The organism is Pseudoalteromonas phenolica, assembly GCF_001444405.1.
GTDB lineage: Bacteria > Pseudomonadota > Gammaproteobacteria > Enterobacterales > Alteromonadaceae > Pseudoalteromonas > Pseudoalteromonas phenolica.
This window is the reverse complement of record NZ_CP013187.1, coordinates 2,484,685-2,504,879: the sequence shown is the minus strand read 5'-3', so window position 1 is coordinate 2,504,879 and position 20,195 is coordinate 2,484,685. Positions and strand designations below refer to the sequence as shown.

The 20,195-nt window shown below is 41.5% G+C and carries 17 protein-coding genes; 11 read left to right on the top strand and 6 right to left on the bottom strand.

Features of this window, described 5'->3' with window-relative positions; all coding sequences use genetic code 11:
- Positions 1 to 17: 17 nt before the first annotated feature.
- Positions 18 to 599 (bottom strand): DUF7010 family protein, encoded by a 582-nt coding sequence (locus PP2015_RS10925; RefSeq protein WP_058030360.1) that lies wholly within the window; start codon positions 597 to 599, stop codon positions 18 to 20.
- A gap of 213 nt (positions 600 to 812) precedes the next feature.
- Here PP2015_RS10925 and PP2015_RS10920 point away from each other — a divergent pair, with 213 nt between their 5' ends.
- A complete protein-coding gene (locus tag PP2015_RS10920) occupies positions 813 to 1,262 on the top strand; it encodes a nuclear transport factor 2 family protein (RefSeq protein ID WP_083496573.1) in 450 nt (149 codons plus the stop codon).
- Positions 1,259 to 1,771: a hypothetical protein gene (locus PP2015_RS10915; RefSeq protein ID WP_058030358.1), complete on the top strand. Its 513-nt coding sequence runs from the start codon at positions 1,259 to 1,261 to the stop codon at positions 1,769 to 1,771. The genes PP2015_RS10920 and PP2015_RS10915 overlap by 4 nt, the downstream gene beginning before the upstream one ends.
- A 106-nt stretch (positions 1,772 to 1,877) precedes the next feature.
- Here the strand turns inward: PP2015_RS10915 and ltaE are convergent, their stop codons facing one another.
- Positions 1,878 to 2,882, bottom strand: a complete 1,005-nt coding sequence (gene ltaE, locus PP2015_RS10910; protein WP_058031615.1) for a low-specificity L-threonine aldolase — start codon at positions 2,880 to 2,882, stop codon at positions 1,878 to 1,880.
- A 227-nt stretch (positions 2,883 to 3,109) separates the two neighbouring features.
- Between ltaE and PP2015_RS10905 the strand changes: the two genes are divergently transcribed.
- A complete protein-coding gene (locus tag PP2015_RS10905) occupies positions 3,110 to 4,654 on the top strand; it encodes an FAD-binding oxidoreductase (RefSeq protein WP_058030357.1) in 1,545 nt (514 codons plus the stop codon).
- Between the two features lie 47 nt (positions 4,655 to 4,701).
- Here PP2015_RS10905 and PP2015_RS10900 read toward each other — a convergent pair whose 3' ends face one another.
- The 3 genes from PP2015_RS10900 to PP2015_RS10890 all read right to left on the bottom strand — a co-directional run bounded on the left by PP2015_RS10900 (position 4,702) and on the right by PP2015_RS10890 (position 8,277).
- On the bottom strand, positions 4,702 to 6,108 hold the full coding sequence (locus tag PP2015_RS10900; RefSeq protein ID WP_058030355.1) for an alanine/glycine:cation symporter family protein: 1,407 nt from the start codon (positions 6,106 to 6,108) through the stop codon (positions 4,702 to 4,704).
- 95 nt (positions 6,109 to 6,203) lie between these two features.
- Positions 6,204 to 7,124 (bottom strand): citrulline utilization hydrolase CtlX, encoded by a 921-nt coding sequence (gene ctlX, locus PP2015_RS10895; protein ID WP_058030354.1) that lies wholly within the window; start codon positions 7,122 to 7,124, stop codon positions 6,204 to 6,206.
- Positions 7,125 to 7,155: 31 nt separating this feature from the next.
- Complete coding sequence (locus PP2015_RS10890; RefSeq protein WP_083496571.1) at positions 7,156 to 8,277, bottom strand: ornithine cyclodeaminase; 1,122 nt, start codon at positions 8,275 to 8,277, stop codon at positions 7,156 to 7,158.
- A 178-nt stretch (positions 8,278 to 8,455) separates the two neighbouring features.
- On the opposite strand from PP2015_RS10890, the gene PP2015_RS10885 reads away from it, so the two are divergent.
- Positions 8,456 to 8,896, top strand: a complete 441-nt coding sequence (locus PP2015_RS10885; protein ID WP_058030352.1) for an Lrp/AsnC family transcriptional regulator — start codon at positions 8,456 to 8,458, stop codon at positions 8,894 to 8,896.
- Positions 8,897 to 8,928: 32 nt separating this feature from the next.
- Here PP2015_RS10885 and PP2015_RS10880 read toward each other — a convergent pair whose 3' ends face one another.
- A complete protein-coding gene (locus tag PP2015_RS10880; protein ID WP_058030351.1) occupies positions 8,929 to 9,813 on the bottom strand; it encodes a LysR family transcriptional regulator in 885 nt (294 codons plus the stop codon).
- Between the two features lie 113 nt (positions 9,814 to 9,926).
- Between PP2015_RS10880 and PP2015_RS10875 the strand changes: the two genes are divergently transcribed.
- From PP2015_RS10875 to PP2015_RS10845, 7 genes are all read left to right on the top strand, one after another.
- A complete protein-coding gene (locus PP2015_RS10875) occupies positions 9,927 to 11,102 on the top strand; it encodes an MFS transporter (RefSeq protein WP_058030349.1) in 1,176 nt (391 codons plus the stop codon).
- A 187-nt stretch (positions 11,103 to 11,289) separates the two neighbouring features.
- The gene (locus PP2015_RS10870) at positions 11,290 to 12,294 is read left to right on the top strand and encodes a cytochrome-c peroxidase (protein WP_171041592.1); all 1,005 of its coding nucleotides are present in this window, start codon (positions 11,290 to 11,292) and stop codon (positions 12,292 to 12,294) included.
- Positions 12,295 to 12,303: 9 nt separating this feature from the next.
- A complete protein-coding gene (locus PP2015_RS10865; RefSeq protein ID WP_058030347.1) occupies positions 12,304 to 13,908 on the top strand; it encodes a methyl-accepting chemotaxis protein in 1,605 nt (534 codons plus the stop codon).
- 29 nt (positions 13,909 to 13,937) lie between these two features.
- Positions 13,938 to 14,843 carry a helix-turn-helix transcriptional regulator gene (locus PP2015_RS10860; RefSeq protein WP_058030346.1) on the top strand — a complete coding sequence of 302 codons (906 nt, stop codon included), beginning with the start codon at positions 13,938 to 13,940 and terminating at the stop codon, positions 14,841 to 14,843.
- A 131-nt stretch (positions 14,844 to 14,974) separates the two neighbouring features.
- Entirely contained in the window at positions 14,975 to 16,468 is a 1,494-nt protein-coding gene (locus tag PP2015_RS21640; protein WP_083496570.1) for an alpha/beta fold hydrolase, read from the top strand.
- Positions 16,469 to 16,572: 104 nt separating this feature from the next.
- Entirely contained in the window at positions 16,573 to 18,927 is a 2,355-nt protein-coding gene (locus PP2015_RS10850) for an InlB B-repeat-containing protein (protein ID WP_157599084.1), read from the top strand.
- A gap of 43 nt (positions 18,928 to 18,970) precedes the next feature.
- Entirely contained in the window at positions 18,971 to 20,089 is a 1,119-nt protein-coding gene (locus PP2015_RS10845) for an HD domain-containing phosphohydrolase (RefSeq protein WP_058030342.1), read from the top strand.
- Positions 20,090 to 20,195 lie beyond the last annotated feature (106 nt).

The following is a 20,195-nucleotide window of genomic DNA, read 5'->3' as shown; positions in this document are numbered from 1 at the left end:
GTTTAGAGAGCTGGTATTCAAGCTGCTTGAGGTTTTAACGCTTTTTGCATTTGTAAGTTGGCCCATCTCTTTTCAAGGACCAAGATGGTAAATAAATAACACAGCACCACGATGATTGGTTGTAATACAAAGCTGTTCTCTGGACTGATGATAAATGCAGCGGTACATAAAACAGTTCTGACAATCGCGTGCGCTACACATACCTTAATCTTACAAATTGCACCATGTACTAACCACATTAAACCCGACTGTACAGCAATCGCAAATGGCAGGGCGTAAGGGTTTTGCATTGCAAAGGTAATGCTGATTGAAAAGGTCAAAAATGTCATCGCAACCGCGGCTAAAAAGATGGTATCGAACGGGTTACGCTCAGTGCCTTTTTTAAACTGTACGTCTTCACCAGTTAACTTCGCGAGACCTAACCCCAAATACACAATTGAACCTGTACCAATATAAATCGCCCAAGTTTGCATGTGTAACGTCAAAGTCATACCGGTAAAAATCAGTAAGCTCCACACAATCATGCCGGCCAGTGGTACAGCCAAAAAGCGTCGGTTTTTATAGTTTTGTAAATGTGTTTCTAGGTTAATGGTGTTCATGGCAATCTCCGTCTGTTGATGGAGTAAGTATGGCTAGAAGGTATGGCGTTTATCAGTGAGCTTTGTCACGAACTCAGATGACAAATGTCATTGCTTTAGTTCATGAGCGTGATTGAATGCTCGTATTTTGTAGGATTTAAATTAAAATGAACTCTGTTTACTTATCGTGGTAGTATCAATAAATAATAAAAACTTTAAAGGAAATATAAGGTTATGAAATTAATTTGCACTTTATTATCTTCTGCCATACTGTTTGGGTCTTCATCTTTATCAACGTCAGCTTTTGCGGCTTCAAGCACTTTAGAAGCAGCAAAAAGTGTCACAGACATTGTCGATATTCAGCTCAAAGCCTACAACAATCGTGATATTGACGCATTCTTAGCAACCTACCACAAAGACGTCGAGATTCACTATTTTCCAGAAGGTCTTAAATACAAAGGCATTGATAAATTGAAAGAAGAATACGAGTTGATGTTCAACAGAGTAAGCTATTTAAATGCAAAAATCACAAATCGCGAAATTCAAGGTCGTTTTGTTGTCGATACCGAAGAAGTGACAGCAAAGTTTATGTATCAAGGTAAAGAGCACGAAAATAAGTTTAAAGCGATCGCCACCTACGAAGTTGAAGATGGTTTGATAAAACGGGTGCTGTTTTTGAAATGACAGACAGTAATTTGAACCCAAATATATATTTTGAATTAAAAATAGGACCAGCTTTAGATGAGCTTTTACCTATATTTCCGATTGCATTAATCTTATTTTTATTGTTCAAGTTCCCAGAGTTTTCTTCACATATATCAGGGGTTTTAAAAACTAGTAGAAGCAAGGTGTTATGGGGTTGGAGTGTAATATCTTGTGTGATTATATTTCATAGTATTTTTTCATATTTTGAAATTGCTGAACTGCAAGTTTTAATTAAAGAAAAAAAATATGAGATGGTTGTTGGGTGTGTTGAAAACTACTCGGCTGAGGTTTCTCCCACAAAATACAAAACAGAAAGGTTTGTAATTAAAGATACTCAATTTGAGTTCAGTAATTTTACTAATAGTATATTTTTTACAGGAGATGACCACATTGATAACTTTATCGATAATGGAAAGTGTTTAGAAGTCAGTTTCATCCAGGACGGTTACGAAAATAAAATAATAAAAATCATTCAGTTACTAAATTAACACTCGAAACAGCTCAACGAAACCGCCAGATTTGCTCAAACCATTTCGAATAAATCTGACAGCCTCGCTTTCAGCTTTAAGTTTAGAACTTACCACTTACCGCTTACTAACTAAAAATATCCTTAAACCCTTCTACAACGCGTTTACAATCTGCGTGGCTCACATCTTTATGCAGCACAAAGCGCATATGCTCGCCAGCACAAATTTTGATGCCTTTTTCTAGCAGCTTGTCTGCAAGCTCTGAGGGTGAAAGCGAGCCTTGATATTCAACAAACAACATATTGGTGAATTGCTTTGTGACTGTTAGTTCATCTATTTCGGTAAGTTCTGTGGCTAAAAACTCAGCATTGTGGTGATCTTCTATTAATCTTTCGATGTTGTTGTCCAATGCGAATATACCGGCGGCTGCGACAATACCAGCTTGGCGCATACCACCACCGAGCATTTTGCGCCACTTGTGAGCTTCATGAATAAAGTCTTTCGGGCCACATAAAATACTGCCAAGTGGCGTGCCTAAACCTTTCGATAAACAAATAGAAACCGAATCCATCTGCGAAGTAATTGCCGATACAGGTACATTGTGATGCACCGATGCGTTGAATACCCGTGCACCATCAAGGTGTAAACCAAGCCCTGTGTCGTTACAAAACGCACGCGCCTCATCTAAGTAAGACATAGGTAAAGCTTGCCCGCCTACGGTATTTTCGATTGATAACAAACGGGTGCGTGCAAAGTGATGGTCGTTAGGTTTGATTTTCTTTTTCGCGATATCGAGTGGAATAGATCCGTTTGCTGCAAACTCTATTGGCTGAGGTTGAATACTGCCCAATACTGCTGCGCCACCGCCTTCGTATTTATAAGTATGGGCGTCTTGACCAACAATATATTCGTCACCGCGCTGACAATGGGCGAGTAGGGCAAGCAAGTTGCTTTGTGTGCCACTTGGGGCAAATAATGCCGCTTCATGGCCGGTTAGCTCTGCGGCTTTTTGTTGTAGTGCATTCACGGTTGGATCATCACCAAACACGTCGTCGCCAACAGGCGCGTTGGCCATTGCATCACGCATGGCTTTACAAGGTTGGGTGACAGTATCACTGCGCAGGTCGATTATTTTATTCGTCATTTTGTTGTTATTGATCTTTCAAAAAAGTGATAGTTCAGTCTAGCGCGTGGAGCGCGGCGATTCAATTATCACTTTGTTTTTTAGAAAGTGATGAAAATTATTAATAATCAATAAAATAGACAAAGTTTACCCTGTTTAAATACAGCGCTTTAGCATAATCTGAGTTGTTAAGTAGGTGATAAAAACAACAAAGTAGACCAGACCAAGGAATCGTTATGGACCGTCGACAGTTTCTCAGCTTTTCAGCCGCTTCGATATTTTTAACTGCCTGTGGTGGAGGTGAAAGCTCTGCCCCAGAAGTCACACCGCCACTCATAGATAATCGCCCAGATACAGGTGTGGTGAGCAAACTCACAAACGAGCAATGGCAGACGCTGAAAGATAATGTCTTAGGTCGGGTTATTCTCCCAACTGACGAGCAACCATATTCGTTAGCACGTTTAAGTTTTAGTACAAGGTTTGATCATATTTATCCGCAAGCTGTGGTGAAATGCGCGAATGCACAAGACGTGCAGACTGCGATCCGCTTTGCAAAAGAGCATGAGCTTCATATTGCCCCACGCTCTGGCAGCCATAGCTATGGTGGTTATTCGACAACCGAAGGTATGATAATAGACGTAGCAGATTTGAATGACATTTCATTACAAGGTGACATCGCCACTATAGGCTCAGGCGCAAGACTTACAGACGTGTATGATCAATTAACACAGCAGGGCGTGTCTATTCCTGCAGGTAGTTGTTTAAGTGTCGGTATTGCAGGGTTAACCATGGGCGGCGGCTTCGGTGTAGTTGATAGAGCACATGGTCTTACGTGCGACACGCTTCAAGCGGTTGAGATAGTCACTGCCGACGCTGAAATTATTAGCTGTGATGCAAACAATCACAGTGAGTTATTCTGGGCGCTTAGAGGTGGCGGTGGTGGTAATTTTGGCATTGTGACGCAATTTAAATTCAAAGCTCACGAAGCCAACGGCATTACCGTATTTGAAGCGAATTTTAGTTTTGATGATTTTGAAGACGTGTTCGCGGTTTGGCAAACTCTTGCAGAGCAGTGGCCCAATGAAATGTGGGCGCAGTGCCTACCAACTTGGGTATTTGGTGGTCCGAGAGTCAATGTTCGGGCATTTTGTTTAAACCCTGCTGCAGAAGCAGAAACTCTCTGGCAAAACTTTATTGCGCAAACAGGGGCTACACCGAGTTCTAACACCCAAAGCACAAGTAGCTATCGCAGTGTGATGCTAGGTACTTGTGAGAGTAATGTTGCATCTTGTCATCTAAGCACGCAATTTGAGGGAGGAACGATGCAGCGTAGCGCGTTTGGCGCCAGCTCTGACTTTTTTAACTCACTCATTCCACCAGCAGGCGTAAGAGCATTAAAAGCGGAAATTGAGCAGCAAAACAGCGATGGTCATAACGGCATGATCATCATGAATCTACTCGGTGGCAAAATTGATGAAATAGGAGAGGGTGAAACCGCATATCCACACCGCAAAGCCATAGTGAGTGCCGAATATTACTTACCACTTCACCCCAGTGCCAGCAACGCACAAATAGATACTGCGCAAGCTAAGCAAAATGGTTTTAGGCAAGTTATGGCGCCATGGAGTACGGGTGGTGCATACGTAAATTATATCGACCCTTTAATTACAGACTGGCAACAAGCTTACTACGGTGAGCATTATCAAAAACTTCAGGCTGTAAAAAATCAGTACGACCCAACTAATGTCTTTAATCATGGGCAGAGTATTTTGCCTGCTTAATTTATTAGACAATTTAAAGAGCGTGTTTAAACACGCTCTTTTGGCTGTTACTCCCATACGCCTTTTTCTGTTTTACCCTGAATATCAACATTGTCTAATTTAAACTCTGGAGTTTTATTGGTTTTTAGCTGACTTTGATAGTCTTTGGTAATACTAACAATGGTTGGGGTGAGCAGCACAATGGCGTAAACGTTCACTAAGGTCATTAAACCAAGGGCGGCGTCGGCCATGCTCCACACCTCTTTGAGTGATGCAGTTGCTCCCCAAAACACCATAAATAAATATAAGGCCGTATAGGCTGCGCGACCCAGTTTATTGTCGAGTTTGAACAAGTGAAGGTTACTCTCTGCGTAGGCGTAGTTTGCAACCACGGAAGTGAAAGCAAATAGGGTGATGGCCGCGGCAACAAAATAATGACCAAATTCACCAAAGTGGCTGCTCATGGCGTTTTGTGTCATACCAATGCCTTCCATTTCGCCACTGATGGTAATGTCAGACAGTAAAATGACCACGGCGGTACAGCTACATAAAACAATGGTATCGACAAATACTCCAAGCATTTGCACATAACCTTGCGCAACAGGGTGATTTGGCACAGGAGACGCACCTGCTGCAGCATGAGGCACGCTACCTGCGCCAGCTTCATTCGAATATAATCCCCGTTGAATACCATTTTTAATGGCTGCACCGAGTGCACCCGCCCCAGCTTCTGTTAAGCCAAATGCCGAGGCGAACATATCAGCAAACATAGCTGGCAGATGTTGAATGTTGATTGCAGTAATCACCAACGCCACGGCCACAAAGGCCAGTCCCATAAATGGCACTATGAGCTCGGCAAAACGGGCAATACTGCGAAGGCCGCCGACCACAATGAAACCTGCGATAACGGCAATCACCGCCCCTGTGTAGGTTGGGTCGATGGCGAAGGTATTATTTAGTGCATCGGCAATGGTGTTAGCTTGCATGGCGCTGAAGCTTACCCCATAGCCTAAAAACAAACACAGCGCGAACAGTACCGCGAGCCAAGGTTTGTTTAGGCCTTTACGAATATAATAGGCAGGACCGCCACGAAATTCATTGTTGCCGTCACGAATTTTATAAAGCTGACCAAGTACGCTTTCGGCGAACCCAGTCGCCATACCTAATAGCGCAATTAACCACATCCAAAATACCGCGCCACTGCCCCCTAATGAGATGGCAATGGCAACGCCAGCCAAATTACCTGTGCCGACCCGAGCCGATAAACCGGTACACAAAGCTTGAAACGAGCTGATACCAGATTTATCGCCTTGGGTGCTGTCTTTCATCACTTTGAACATGTATCTAAAGTGGCGAAATTGCACAAACTTGAGCTTGAATGAAAACCAGAAGCCTGCAAATAACAGCAAATAAATGAGTATTTGGCCTTGGCCCCACAGTAAATTGTTAATGGTACTAATTGCGCTATTTATCATTGTTATATGCTCTCTTTTTTATACCAATTAATACCAATCCTCAAAATAGCTACCTTAATTAAGAAGATAGGTATAAAACCCTTGATTTAGCAGTGTTAGCGTTTTGACAGATGTATGCCCGCTAGCATGCACCGAACTGAGCCGCCGGCTAGTTCAATGGCCGAAACGTCTAGCGGTACTAGCGTAACACTTTGCTCAAGCAATGCTTTTTGCGATTGACTGAGCGCTGCAAATGCGGTGCTCGACAATGCCAATAAACGTTTAGAACCTGCGTGTAACTCTAGTGCATTACCGCAAAATGCGCCTATTTGTGCTTCAGTTAAATGGATCACTTTTTTACCAGCAAATTCAAAACGTCGAATGATTTCATCACGGCGTTTGGTATCTGTCATCATCTCAAACCCAGCTATAACAAAGTCGCTGCCAATACACATCAAGACATTGGTATGGTAAACCGCTTTGCCATGCTTGTCTTGAGCGTCAAACACCATAGGTTCAAAATTAAAGTGCGAGCAAAAACGCTCTAATACGTGAGAGTCGGTGCGGTTTGAGCGAGCGGCATAAGCAACACGTTCAATGTGATCTAACACCATGGCCCCCGTACCCTCTAAAAACAGGTTGTCGTACTCAAGGCCAGAATAATCAATGACATCTTGTACGCGATAATGGGCTTTTAAAAATTCGATGACATCACTGCGACGCTCTTTGCGCCTATTTGGCGCATACATAGGGTAAATGGCAATTTGCCCACCAAGATGGGTCGAAAACCAATTATTAGGAAATACCGAGTCTGGAGTTTCGGTGCTTTCATCTTCAAAAATATGTACGTTAATACCATGACTGCGCAAGGTTTCAGCGGCTCTAGTAACTTGCTCATAGGCTAAACGACTTACCTCAGCGTGGTCGAATTTGCTGCTTGACTGAAAGCTGTTATCAACCGCAGTTTGCTCGTTTGGGCTAAAATGATGCGGTCTTATCATCACCACCGCATTAGGTGCTTGGGGAAATAAACTCATAGTGGTCTCTTATTTTTATATAACTCAGCATCTATGCGCTTGGGGTGCTGTGAGTTTGCGTTAAGCCAAACAAGTTTCTTGGGTCTTCAGGGCTTGCTAATAACTCAATCTGCTGCGCCTCTTTATTCTGTTTTATCAGCTCAAAAATAAATCGCAATGCCGAATAATCTTCAAGTGCAAAACCTACACCGTCGAAAATGGTCAGTTGAGCGTCATGGGTACGCCCTGATTTTTCACCCAAAATAACTTGGTACATCTCGGTCACTTTACTGTCGCTTGGTAGTTGCTGAATGTCGCCTTCAATACGCGTTTGAGGTTCGTACTCCACGAATACATCTGAACGATTGAGTAGGGCAGCATCGAGTTCAGTTTTACCCGGACAGTCGCCGCCAATGGCATTGATGTGAACGCCTTCACCTACCATGTCACTTTTCAAAATGGTGGCATTTCGTTTATCCGCGGTGCAGGTAGTGATGATGTCAGCCTCTTTAATAACCTCTTCGGATGAATGGCATATTTCAATATTTAGGTCGTTTTCTTTGCTATAACTTTGTAAGTTATTAAAGCACTTCTTGGTTGCATTTGGCTCTATGTCATAAAGGCGAACGTGGGTGACGCCTAGGATGGCTTTGAATGCGAGTATCTGGAACTCAGATTGCGCACCGCAACCTATCATTGCCAGCGTTTTACTCTGTTTTGGCGCAAGATATTTAGCCATCATGGCCGATGTTGCAGCTGTTCTAAGTGCTGTGAGTATGGTCATTTCGCTGAGCATCAGCGGATAACCACTGGCTACATCGCTCAGTACGCCAAATGCGGTAACGGTCTGTAGGCCGATTTTGGTGTTTTTTGGATGACCGTTCACATATTTAAAGCTGAATTGCTGGTGGTCAGCAACAGGCATCAGCTCGATTACGCCCTCCGCAGAGTGTGCTGCAAAACGGGGGGACTTATCAAAATCAAGCCAGCGTTTAAAATCAGCTTCAAGATACTCAACCATGCCAAGCATCAACTGCTCTACACCATATTGATTAATTAGTGCCAACATATCTGAGACACTCACAAAAGTGATATTTGAAGACTTGATATTTAATGACTCTAAGCCTGCTTGTTCAGCGTTAAAGTGTGTTTTGAACGGGGTTTCTGTGTGCATTTTTACTACCTAGTTAAACTTGGACTTTGAACTTAAGCAAATAATAGAAATGAGTTGAGCTAAACTAAATGTCAAAATATGATGCTTTTTGCGTTAATTTTTGGCACTTTGCTAGCTCTTTGTAAGCAAAGTGATATTTTAACGGCTGAGTAAAGGGTTAATTTAATGGAGAGTAATTTTGGATAATCGAAAACCTTATCTGTTTGATGCCATCGATAAAGAGCTGGTCGCCATTTTAAAAAGTGACGCCAGAGCGCCTGTGGCAAAACTTGCAAAAATACTCGGCGTATCGCGTGGTACAGTACAAAACCGCTTAGATAGGCTGGTAAGTAGTGGGGCAATTTTAGGCTTCACCATTCGCGCCCATGAGCAAATCGAAACAGATGCCATTAAAGCGGTGATGATGATCGAAGTCGTAGGCAAATCGACGACTCAAGTTATTCAAAAGTTACGGGGTATCCCGCAGCTGTTAAAAATGCACACCACCAATGGCGCGTGGGATCTAATCGCAGAAATTCAGACTTCGAACCTACAAGAATTTGATTTAGTGCTTCGAGAGGTGAGAGCCATTGACGGGGTACTGAATTCTGAAACCAGTATTTTGCTAAGCTCTGTCTAATTTAAACCCGGTCTAATTTAAGGTCGGTTTAATTATAGAGTGAGTCTCGGTGAGAAAAAGTCGATAAAAGCGTTTATACGTGCCGAGACACTGGAGTTTTTATAATACACCGCATGGATTTCTTCTCTTGGATTCGGAGTTTGCAAAGCACTAGGGAGCACTTCAACTAAACGCCCTGATCTTAGGTCGTCGTGCACCATAAAGTTTGAAAGCAGAGACAGACCATTACCAGCTAGGGTCAGCTGTCTTACAGATTCGCCGTTACTAGCAAATAAACTTGGTTTTATGCGTGCAGGCTCTTTCAAAGGCCAGTTATTGAGTTTAGGTGCTTCTGCAAAACCGATAAGGGTATGCGCCGAGAGTTCATGGCTGTTTTTAGGTGTTCCGCATTCATCAAGGTATTCAGGACTTGCAACAATGCGTAATGGGCTGGTTCCTAGCTTTTTCGCATACAGGTTTGAATCAGACAGTCGGCCAATGCGAATAGCCACATCAGTCTTTTTCTCAATGAGATCAACAATATTCTCGTGGGTGATCAGCTCTAGCTGGATCTGAGGATACGCTTGTTTAAATGCTTTAACCCAAGGGATTATTTGATGGAACATAAAAGGGCTAGCCGCATCCACTCTAAGTGGACCATTGGGAGAGCGCTTATTTACACTGAGTGCCGCAGTGCCTTCTGATAAAATAGCGAGGCTTTGTTTTGCAAAAGTTAAAAATGTTTGCCCATCTTCGGTTAAATCAATTTTTCTAGTGGTTCTGTTAAACAACGTGACATTTAATATGCTTTCTAATCGGGCAATTGCGCGGGAGATCTTGGCGACTTGCGTATTATGAAAGTTGGCAGCAAGGGTAAAGCTCTGAGACTCGGCCACAGTCACAAATATTTCTAAATCTTCAGTCTTTGGTTGTGCCATTTTACATGTTCACTTTTACAATAATCACAAAAGTATTTTGAGATTATTGCTGTTTTTGTCAATTTAAATTTTCTCCAAAATACCCTCACTTTAATTATGTGAGGAATCTAATTATGCCTTTGGCTTTATTCGCGCTGACTCTCAGTGCTTTTGCAATTGGCACCACTGAGTTTGTGATTGTCGGTTTGGTGCCGACCATAGCTGCAGACTTGGGCGTGTCTTTACCTTCTGCGGGTTTATTGGTGAGCTTATATGCGCTGGGTGTTGCAGTTGGTGCGCCCGTATTAACTGCACTGACAGGAAGGTGGGACCGCAAGTTGGTATTGCTGACATTAATGGCACTGTTTGTGGCGGGCAATTTGTTAGCGTGGCAAGCACCTAGCTATGAGTCTTTAATCACAGCGCGTATTCTCACAGGCTTAGCCCATGGGGTATTTTTCTCAATTGGCTCAACCATAGCTACAAGCCTAGTGAGTAAAGACAAAGAAGCCAGCGCCATTGCCATTATGTTTACAGGTTTAACGGTTGCGCTTGTAACCGGTGTGCCGCTGGGCACTTGGATAGGGCAAGAGCTGGGCTGGCGAGCGACGTTTTTAGTGGTATCAGTACTTGGCTTAATTGCGTTGATCGGCAGTGCTATTTTGGTACCAAAAAATCTCAAGCAGTCTGCACCTGCGAAAATAACGGATCAATTAAAAGTGTTAACACAACCAAGGCTACTACTTGTGTATGCGATGACAGCAGTTGGGTATGGCGGCACATTTGTGGCATTCACATATTTAGCACCAATTTTAGAGCAAGTATCGGGTTTCGCTTCAAGTTCAATTGGTTGGATCATGCTGGTTTATGGCGTTTCAGTGGCAGTGGGTAACATTTGGGGTGGTAAGCTTGCTGACAAAATGGGTCCTGTCAAAGCATTGCAACTCATATTTTCTGCACTGGCATTGGTTTTATTGGTCTTTACTTTCACAGCGCAAAGCCAAATAGGTGCAGTGTTGACCGTTTTAATTTGGGGCGCATTTGCATTTGGTAATGTGCCTGGCCTGCAAGTTTATGTGGTGCAATTGGCAGAGAAGCACACCCCAAACGCTGTGGATGTTGCATCAGGACTCAATATTGCAGCATTTAATGTTGGCATCGCATTTGGTTCTGTTGTGGGTGGTGTCATTGTTGAAGACATGGCTTTAACAGATACAGCTTGGATAGGTGCAGCAATTGTGGTGTTGGCATTCGCACTAACTCGTTTCTCAGGTTATTTAGATAACCGCGCCGAAAAATGTGTGGTCTAACCGTTAGAGAAATGCTACTGGTTTGAGACACGTTAACTTCAAAAGGGCATACGTAATTGTTTGCCCTTTTGCGCATGTTTGAGATAGGCATTTTTGTTAAGAACATGTGAACTTATTTTGTTTTGATGAAATTTATTCTCGTTTTGTCCTGTCTTTTACCCTATGCAATTCATAATGGACAAGAAATATGGGTAATATCAAATATACAGCATTGAAAGGGATAAGTTTTTTGATGCTATTAAGCGTGGGGTTATTGGCGAATGCAAGTTCTTTAAAAGCAGAATATAAAAGGCCATCTTCTATTCCATTTCCTGCTGATAACCCATATTCGGTTGAAAAAGCGGCTTTAGGAAAAATGCTATTCTTTGATCCAAGGCTGAGCAAAAATCACAATATGACGTGTGCCACTTGTCATAACCCAAGTTTTGGCTGGGAGGATGCGACGGCGACCTCTATTGGTGCGCAAAACTCTCATTTAGATAGACACTCACCGACCATTATTAATATGGCTTGGGGGTCTTCTTTTTTTTGGGATGGTCGAGCACGCACGCTTGAAGAACAAGCTTTGGGGCCGATTGAGAGCGCGGTAGAAATGAACTTACCTATAGACGAAGCGGTGCGCCGCTTATCTGAGGTACAAAGTTATCAAGCGTGGTTTCAGAGAGTGTTTCCTCAAGAGGGGATTAATAGTAAAAATATTCGTAAAGCGATTGCGACTTTTGAGCGAACCATAGTTTCAGGGCAAGCACCGTTTGATCTTTGGGTCGAAGGGAATGAGAGTGCCATATCAGAATCGGCAAAGCGTGGTTTTGCATTGTTTAATGGTAAAGCTGAATGTGCAAGCTGCCATAGTGGTTGGAATTTTACCGACAATAAGTTTCACGATATTGGCTTACAGACTGCCGATAAAGGCAAAGGCAAGCTGACAGGTTTAGCGAAAGATGCATTTGCATTTAAAACGCCAAGTCTTAGGAATATCAGTCAGCGCGCACCCTATATGCATCAAGGTCAATTCAAAGATTTGAGAAGTGTTTTAGTGCACTACATATCTGGGGGGATCCGTCGTGATAGCCTCTCTGAGCTAATGAAGCCAGTCCCGCTGACGCTTTCTGAACTCGATGATCTCGAGGCATTTCTGATGACCTTAACCGGTCGAGATGCAGCGGTTAGCCTACCCATTTTACCGCTTTAGGAGAGCAAGATGACAATACGACATAAACTTCTAGCCAGCTTTATAACCTTGCTCGTGGTATTTTCTGCATTATGTTTGTATTTAACGTATGCATTACACAAGCAAGGTGAGCAAACCATATTTGCGTTTAATCAGCCTTTAAATGCCGTTAATAGCTCAAGCGCAGCTGCCAATATTTTTAGACAGGCAAGCAATTTTTCTGCTGATGTACTGGCTTTTAAAACACCTAGAAATAGTGAGCAAGTTGCAGCTGAGTTTGCCCATTTTCAATCTGAGTTTGAATCGCATCTAAGTCAGGCCAAAGCGAGCAGCTTAACAGAAAGCGCGATGGAACTAAGTTCTGAAATTTTAACTTTATCAGAGCAATGGTTTGCGCAAACAAAGCATCATCTTTCAGGTGGTGCGCAGAGCGCACTCCTAGATTTAAGGGTGTTAAACTCTCTTGAAACAGATATCCAAACTCGCTTAACTAAGCTTGCAAACGAGACGCAAGCTTCTGCGCAGCAGCTTGCAGAGCAAGTGACAAGTGATATAGATGCGCAGATGTTGAGTGTGTTTATATTATTGTCGGTGATCGCGTTAGTGGCGATAGTTTCTGTGTTCTTTTTAACGTCGGGTTTGCTTAAGCCTTTACTCAATTTGAAAGATGCCGTAGTTGAATTAGCGCGTGGTGATGGCGACCTCACTCGTCGTTTAACGATCCAGAGGCAAGATGAAGTCGGTCAATTGTCATCGGAATTTAACCTTTTCATAGAAAAAGTACATCAATCAGTTTTAGCTATCAGCGAGTCGGTCTCTCAAACTCAACAAAAAGTACATGAGTTTTCAGCTATTTCTCAACAAACTCAAGAAGGTACCTCTGAGCAAAAAAATAAAATAGAAAGCATAAGCACTGCCATGGAGCAGGTTATTTTGTCTGTATCATCAGTCAGCGATTCCAGCCAACAAGCACAGCAGCAAGCAGGCAATATCTATCAAGATACCGAACAAGGCGTCTGCTTAATCAATCAAACCCATCAAGATATGTTAGGACTAGCAAATAAAGTAGAGCAAGCCAGTGATGTCATTTTTGAGTTAAGCCATTCAAGTAGTGAGATAGGGAGTGTATTAGAAGTCATAGAGACGATTGCAGAGCAAACCAATTTATTAGCTCTCAATGCAGCCATTGAAGCCGCACGAGCAGGCGAGGCGGGGCGAGGGTTCTCAGTGGTTGCTGATGAAGTTCGTAACTTAGCAATGAAAACGCAAGAGTCTACACTGAATATTCAAAAGACTGTCTCTAAAATCCAGCAGCAAGCTGCCATGGCAAAAGACATGATGGAGCAAGGTAGAGAAGAAGCAAGGGTATGTGCTGACAAAAACCAGCAGTTGGCTGTTGCACTTGAACAAATATTAAACCGAGCTGGGGATATTAAGTCTACCAGTGATGTCGTGAGCGAACATACTAAGCAACAAGATAAAGCCATTAATCATGTTAATCAGTTCTTAAGCAGTATTGTGAATATTGCTGATGACACAGCACAGGGGAGCTTGCACCTGCAAAATAATAGTAGCGAAGTGATTGCCTCAATGCTGCGAGTTGAAGCCAAAGTGGGTGAATTTAAGTTATGCTGATTGAATTAGTAGCCTTGGAGTAAATAGCAATGCGTTCTGAGCTGAAGTTCTATGATTATGAAAATCATCATTTGTCTGACTGTGGTGACGTGCTAGATATTGAGTTTTCCGGCGCTGCTTTGAACTGTGCTGAAGTGGTGCTCGAAAAAGGTTCGTCGCCACATTTTTACCCGAGTAATGTTTATACCCCTTATTTTTATTTTGCTTTGGCGCTAGAAAAAGATTTGAGTTGGCAGGTGTCGACAGATGTAGGTGTGACAGCGCTAAAAACAACACCGGGCAATATATGGATTAACCCACCAAAAACGCCCTTCACCCATAATATTTCAGAACCTTGTTTCTTTTTGATTTTAGCGATTGATGAGCAGACCTTTTTGCAGCATTGCCCGCTTGATTTAAAAGGTAAGCAGTTACAGTTCTTAAACAATTACAATGTAGAAGATGAAACAATTAAAGGGATCATGGAACTCTTTGTTTTAGAGGCAAAAAATAAAGGCAGAAATGGGCGGGTTTTCCTTCATAATCTGATTGCTCTATTAGCGAATCATTACATTACGAATTACTCGAACTTTAAAGACTTACAAGAAGAGCGGGTTAATCAATCTAAGTTAACTCAGCATCATATAGAAAAAATAGATAGATACATTGAAAACCATGTGAGCGAAACCATACATGTTGATGACTTAGCTGATTTACTTAATTGTAGTAAGTTCTATTTTCTTAGAGAGTTTAAGAAGCTCATGAATGTCACCCCATACCAGTACTTATTAAATTATCGTATGAGTCTTGCGAAAAAATTGCTGATAAATAATAACCCAAATATTGCTGAAATAAGCGGTTTGCTAGGTTTTAATGACCAGTCACATTTTACGCGCGTATTTAAATCTCATTTCGGTAATACTCCCGGCCAATTTATTAAAGAAGTAAACAAATAAACGCCGAGCAATATTGTTCTAAACGTCGAGCAGTATTGTGCAATCTCTGATTTCACTCTGTTGATAATCTAAACCCAGTTCAAAGCAAACTCGTTTGAGTTTGCTATTTAGGTTTAATTAGGAGTGAGCATATGACAACCCCCATTAATAAACTCAGTGCTATTTCAGTATGTCTACTGAGCTTGTTTTCATTTCATGAAACCCAAGCAAATACATTATCTCAGTCACAAATACATCGTCTTGAGCAATTAGAAACTCAGCAGCAGGTGAAGCAAGTGGTTGTTGAAATGGTCAATGCAATTGACAGCAAGCAGTGGTCAATTGCACAAAGTCACTTTGCTGATAAGGTATTTGTGGATTATTCAAGTATGACAGGGCAAGCAGGCAGTGAAGTCGCAGCTACAGACTTGGTGGGCGGTTGGCAAAGCTTATTAGCTCAAGTCGAGACACATCACCTTTTGAGCAATTTTGATATTCAAATTGATGGCAATAACGCACAAATGTATTCACATGTTTATGCCAGCCACACGGCTCAGAATATTCCTTACTGGGATATTTATGGTCGCTATTTTCATAAATTACAAAAAGTCGATGAACAGTGGCTGATAACAGATATGACCTTACTCACACATGGTCAAAAAGGTAACTTAAATTTTCTTCAAGAGGTAAGTCAAATGCAGCAAGTTGGCAATTCAGGTAATGATGCAAAGTCATTAGTGCAAAAAGTATCGTTTTTAAGTGAAGGCGAAAAAGTGGTGGGCGACCTGTATTTACCCAAAGATTTCGATGCTAATAAATCATATCCGGCGATTATTGTATCAGGCAGTTGGACAACGGTTAAAGAGCAAATGGCGGGCTTATATGCTGAAAAGTTATCTCAACAAGGCTTTGTTGCATTGGCTTTCGATTTTAGAAACTTTGGAGAAAGTGAGGGAGAGACGCGCTTTTACGAGAATCCAAAGCAAAAGGTGATTGATATTAAGCATGCAGTAAGCTTTGTTCAAACTTTGTCTATGGTAGACAAAGATAAAGTAGGTGCAGTTGGGATCTGTGCAGGAGCAATGTACACCTTAATGGCTGCGTCTGAAGATACCCGAATAAAATCCGTGGTAACAGCTGCGTCATGGTTGCATGATGCAGAGGCAGTAAAAATGTTTTATGGCGGTGAAGCAGGCGTGAAAGCAAAAGTAACGCAAGCCCAGCAAGCAAAGAAAAAATACCAACTAACGGGAGAAATTGAGTACATACCAAGTATTTCGACTACAGACGAATCTGCTGCTATGTATGGCCCTTACGACTATTATTTGAATCCTGAAAGAGGGGCGGTACCTCAGTGGAGCGATGATAAATTTGCGGTCATGACATGGGAAGATTGGCTAACACTTGATCCTATGCCGAGTGCAAAAGGGCTGACAACACCAACCTTAATGGTGCATTCCGATGGGGCAGTATTACCTCACTATACAAAGCAATATTTTGAAAATATTGCTGCAAGTGACAAGAAGCTACATTGGATAGACACTGAATTGGAATCACCTTATCACCAATTTAGCTTCTATGATCAAGTTGAAGAGGTTAATGAATCAATTAACGAAGCGACAAAATGGTTTAATCAACACCTTTAAGAAATATAGTGCCCTGAGATCTTCAGGGCGCTTGTTGCTGGAAGCTTTTTCATGATGTTCACGTTACAATAACGGCTCTTAAATCTACATAGACGATAATAGTTATGAAGCGGTCTTATCTGAGCATATTTTTATTAGCAATATTCTCTTTGTCTGGGTGTGGAGGTGGCTCAGGCTCAGAAGGTGATACTTCGACTGGCTCAATTCAGACTTATTCTGTCTCTGTTGATATTAATAGTAATGGCAGCATAGATAAAAATTCAGCTCAAGTGAAAGCGGGTGAGACAGTAACCTTTGAAATTACCCCCGATGATGGATTAGTGATTGATGCTGTTTCTGGCTGCGACGGAAGCTTATCAGGAACTACATATACAACTGGTGCAATTAATGAAAACTGTGTCGTAAAAGTCAGTTTTAAACTAAAACCTTTTCTGGTTTCGACGAACGTAGCAGAGGGGGGAACTATCTCCCCCAGCTTTGCCGAAGTCATTCAAAATAGAATTCAAAGCTTTCAAGTTTCTCCTAATGACGATCAGCTAGTTGAGTCGGTAAGTGGTTGTGGCGGTGAATTAAGAGATAATAATGTATATGTTACTGCGCCAGTGACTGAAAACTGTGAGGTTAAAGTGGTGTTCAAGCCAAAACTGGTGCTTGCAGAGATAATACAAGATCCGGCTTTATTGGCATGTACACAAGCCTCAGGCTATAAGTATGCAACCGATATTGCTGAGCTTACTTGTGATAGTGAGGTGACTTCGTTAGATGTATTACCATCACTGCCAAATCTGACAACTTTGAGGCTTGTAAATAGCCAAGCTCAGCAACTTGATGTTTCAAAAAATCCAACCCTAACAAGTATTTCACTCGTCAATACACTAATTACAAACTTAGATTTACAAGCAAACACGCAGCTCACAGCCCTTCACATTGAAAATAGCCCACTTTCACAAATCGATATTAGCGCTAATTTAGTCATGAGTGAGCTGACGGTAATTAATACATCACTGAACAGTATTGATGTGACCAATAACTCCGCATTGAAAAAGGTGGTACTAACGACGAATCAGCTCACAGAGCTAGATATCTCAAAGAACCCGCAGCTCCTTGAGCTAAGAGTGGAAGAAAACCAACTTACGAAACTAGATGTGAGTAAGGCGCCTCTGCTGCAAGATTTACGAGTCGACAATAATAATCTCTCTGTTTTAGATATCTCAAGCAACCTTGCACTTGAAGCATTAAGAGCATCAAACAATCAGCTTCAAACAATTGATACGAAGGCAAACCCTGCATTGTCAGTTTTAAGCCTAGGAAGAAACTCGACCTCAACAATAGATGTATCAAAGAATCTGGCGTTAACGGATTTAAGGTTGTTTGGGAATCAACTGACGGCGCTTGATGTCTCTAAAAATACGCAATTAACGTATCTAAGTTTGTACGAAAATCAACTAAAAGAACTTGATATTGCTAATAATTTAAATCTAACTGAGCTAAGTGTGGGCAGCAATCAACTGAGTGATATTGATATCAGTCAGCATGCGAAATTAGTGTCTCTTAAATTGTATAGAAATAACTTTTCTCAAGTTGATATTGCGAATAATCTTGCTTTAAAAACGCTGAATTTGGGAGGAAATACACTAGGTTCAATTGATGTCTCTAAGCATACTGATCTAGAAGAACTGAGTTTGTATGAAACAGGCCTAAGTGACATTGATATTTCTAACAACCTTGTTCTAAAAGTACTCAATTTAGGTGGGAATGACTTAGGCAATATGGATGTTTCAAAGCATGTTTTACTTGAAGAGTTAAACCTTTATGAGACTAATTTAACCAGTATTGATGTTTCAAAGAATACATTGTTAACAGAGCTTAGTTTGTATTCATCAAGCAGCAGTAGCACGCCTAATGATTTAAAAGAGCTTAATTTGGCTAACAACATCAAACTAATGGCCTTGAGTTTGGGTGGTAACAAGAACTTATCTAACTTAGATTTAAGTGCGAATGCTGAATTGGAGTCATTAAAACTCTATAGTATGGAACTCACTGAGATTGACCTTTCAAAGCATGAAAAACTTAAAGAGCTGAACTTAAATTTCAATAACCTTAACACTGTAGATTTAAGCAATAATATTGACCTTGAAAGTTTAAATCTGAAGAGCAACGATTTAACTCAACTTAATCTCACCGAGTTGACAGCATTAAAGGTTTTAAACTCAGAGAATAATGCCATCGATTCCATTGATTTGTCCTCACAAAGTCTGCTCATGGAACTTTTATTGACAGATAACCAGTTGTCAGAAATCGACCTATCGAACAATGTTGCTCTAGAAAAGCTATACCTTGAGGATAATAACTTAACCGAAATTGATTTGAGTAATAATACACAACTTAAAACGGAGAATATAAAGTTAGATGCTGGTGTAACTTGCAAAGGAGATGTTTGCCCAAATCTTGGAGAATAATGCTTATATAACGTATGCTTTAAGTAAGTAATATTGAGGTTATATGGAAGTGAACTTAAGGCATACATTAGCAACCAGAGAATACTTTACTGTTCGAGGCGTGTATCAAGACTTTTTAGAGCTAGTGGTTGAAATAAGTGAAAGTACAATTGGCTATTTTCATTTATACGATGATGACACCCAAACGCTGCAACTGAATATCTGGTCTAAGAGTGTTCTGACTTATTGCTCAGCAGTGAATGAATCCCATTACCCTTTATCTGAGGCTGGCATATGGGGAGATGCAATCCGACAAAACCAAGCGGTTATCCATAACGCGTATCCATCTCTAAAAACGAAGAATCACTTACCTGAGGGTCATTTTCCTCTAGAGAACCATGTTGCTTTTCCTATTCGCTTAGAAAACAAAATCGTAGCAGTACTTGGTGTTGGAAATAAAAGTACAGACTTTACAAAACAACAGGTTGCTCAGATTGAAAAGCAGGTTGATGCCCTATGGAGCATTGTTTGCAAAAAAGTGGGGGATATTGTTAAACGAGAAAAGCTGCTTGAAGAAGAGTTTGCTAAATATAGCTCTCATCAAGTTTTACTCGAAATGCTTAAAGCAATTTCACATAGCCTAGAAATGCGAGACCCATATACCGCAGATCATCAAAAGCATGTGGCATATATTTGTTCAGAAGTCGCAGCAAAACTCGATTTGCCTGAGAAACAAAAAATGGGTTTGTATATTGGCGCGCTAATTCATGATATCGGCAAATCAAATATTCCCACAATGATCTTAACCAAGCCTTCAAAATTAATGCCCGAGGAACTTGCGTTGTTAAGGACCCATCCAGCCAATGGCTTAGAAATATTTAAAGAGTGCCACTTTCCTTGGCCAATTCAAGAAATGATAGGTCAGCATCATGAACGACTTGATGGCAGCGGTTACCCTCAAGGCCTAATTGAAAATCAGATCTGCTTAGAAGCAAAAATTATTGCCGTGGCTGATACCTTTGATGCAATGGCAAACGATAGACCTTACCGCAAGGCCCGAGGGGCGCAAGCGGCTATTGAGGTACTTAAGCAAGGGCGAGGGAAAGAATATGACCCTTATGTGGTTGATGCCTTTATGGCGTGTTTTGAGCTTGACCCAACCTTTGCGGGCATTTACGAATAGGGCTGCCGATTTTGTTGGTAGATATAACCTTGAAAGAAGATTAGGTTACTAAAAAGAGACTAGTTGTTAAATTAAACAGTCAATCTAAAATTAGTCTAAAGCAATA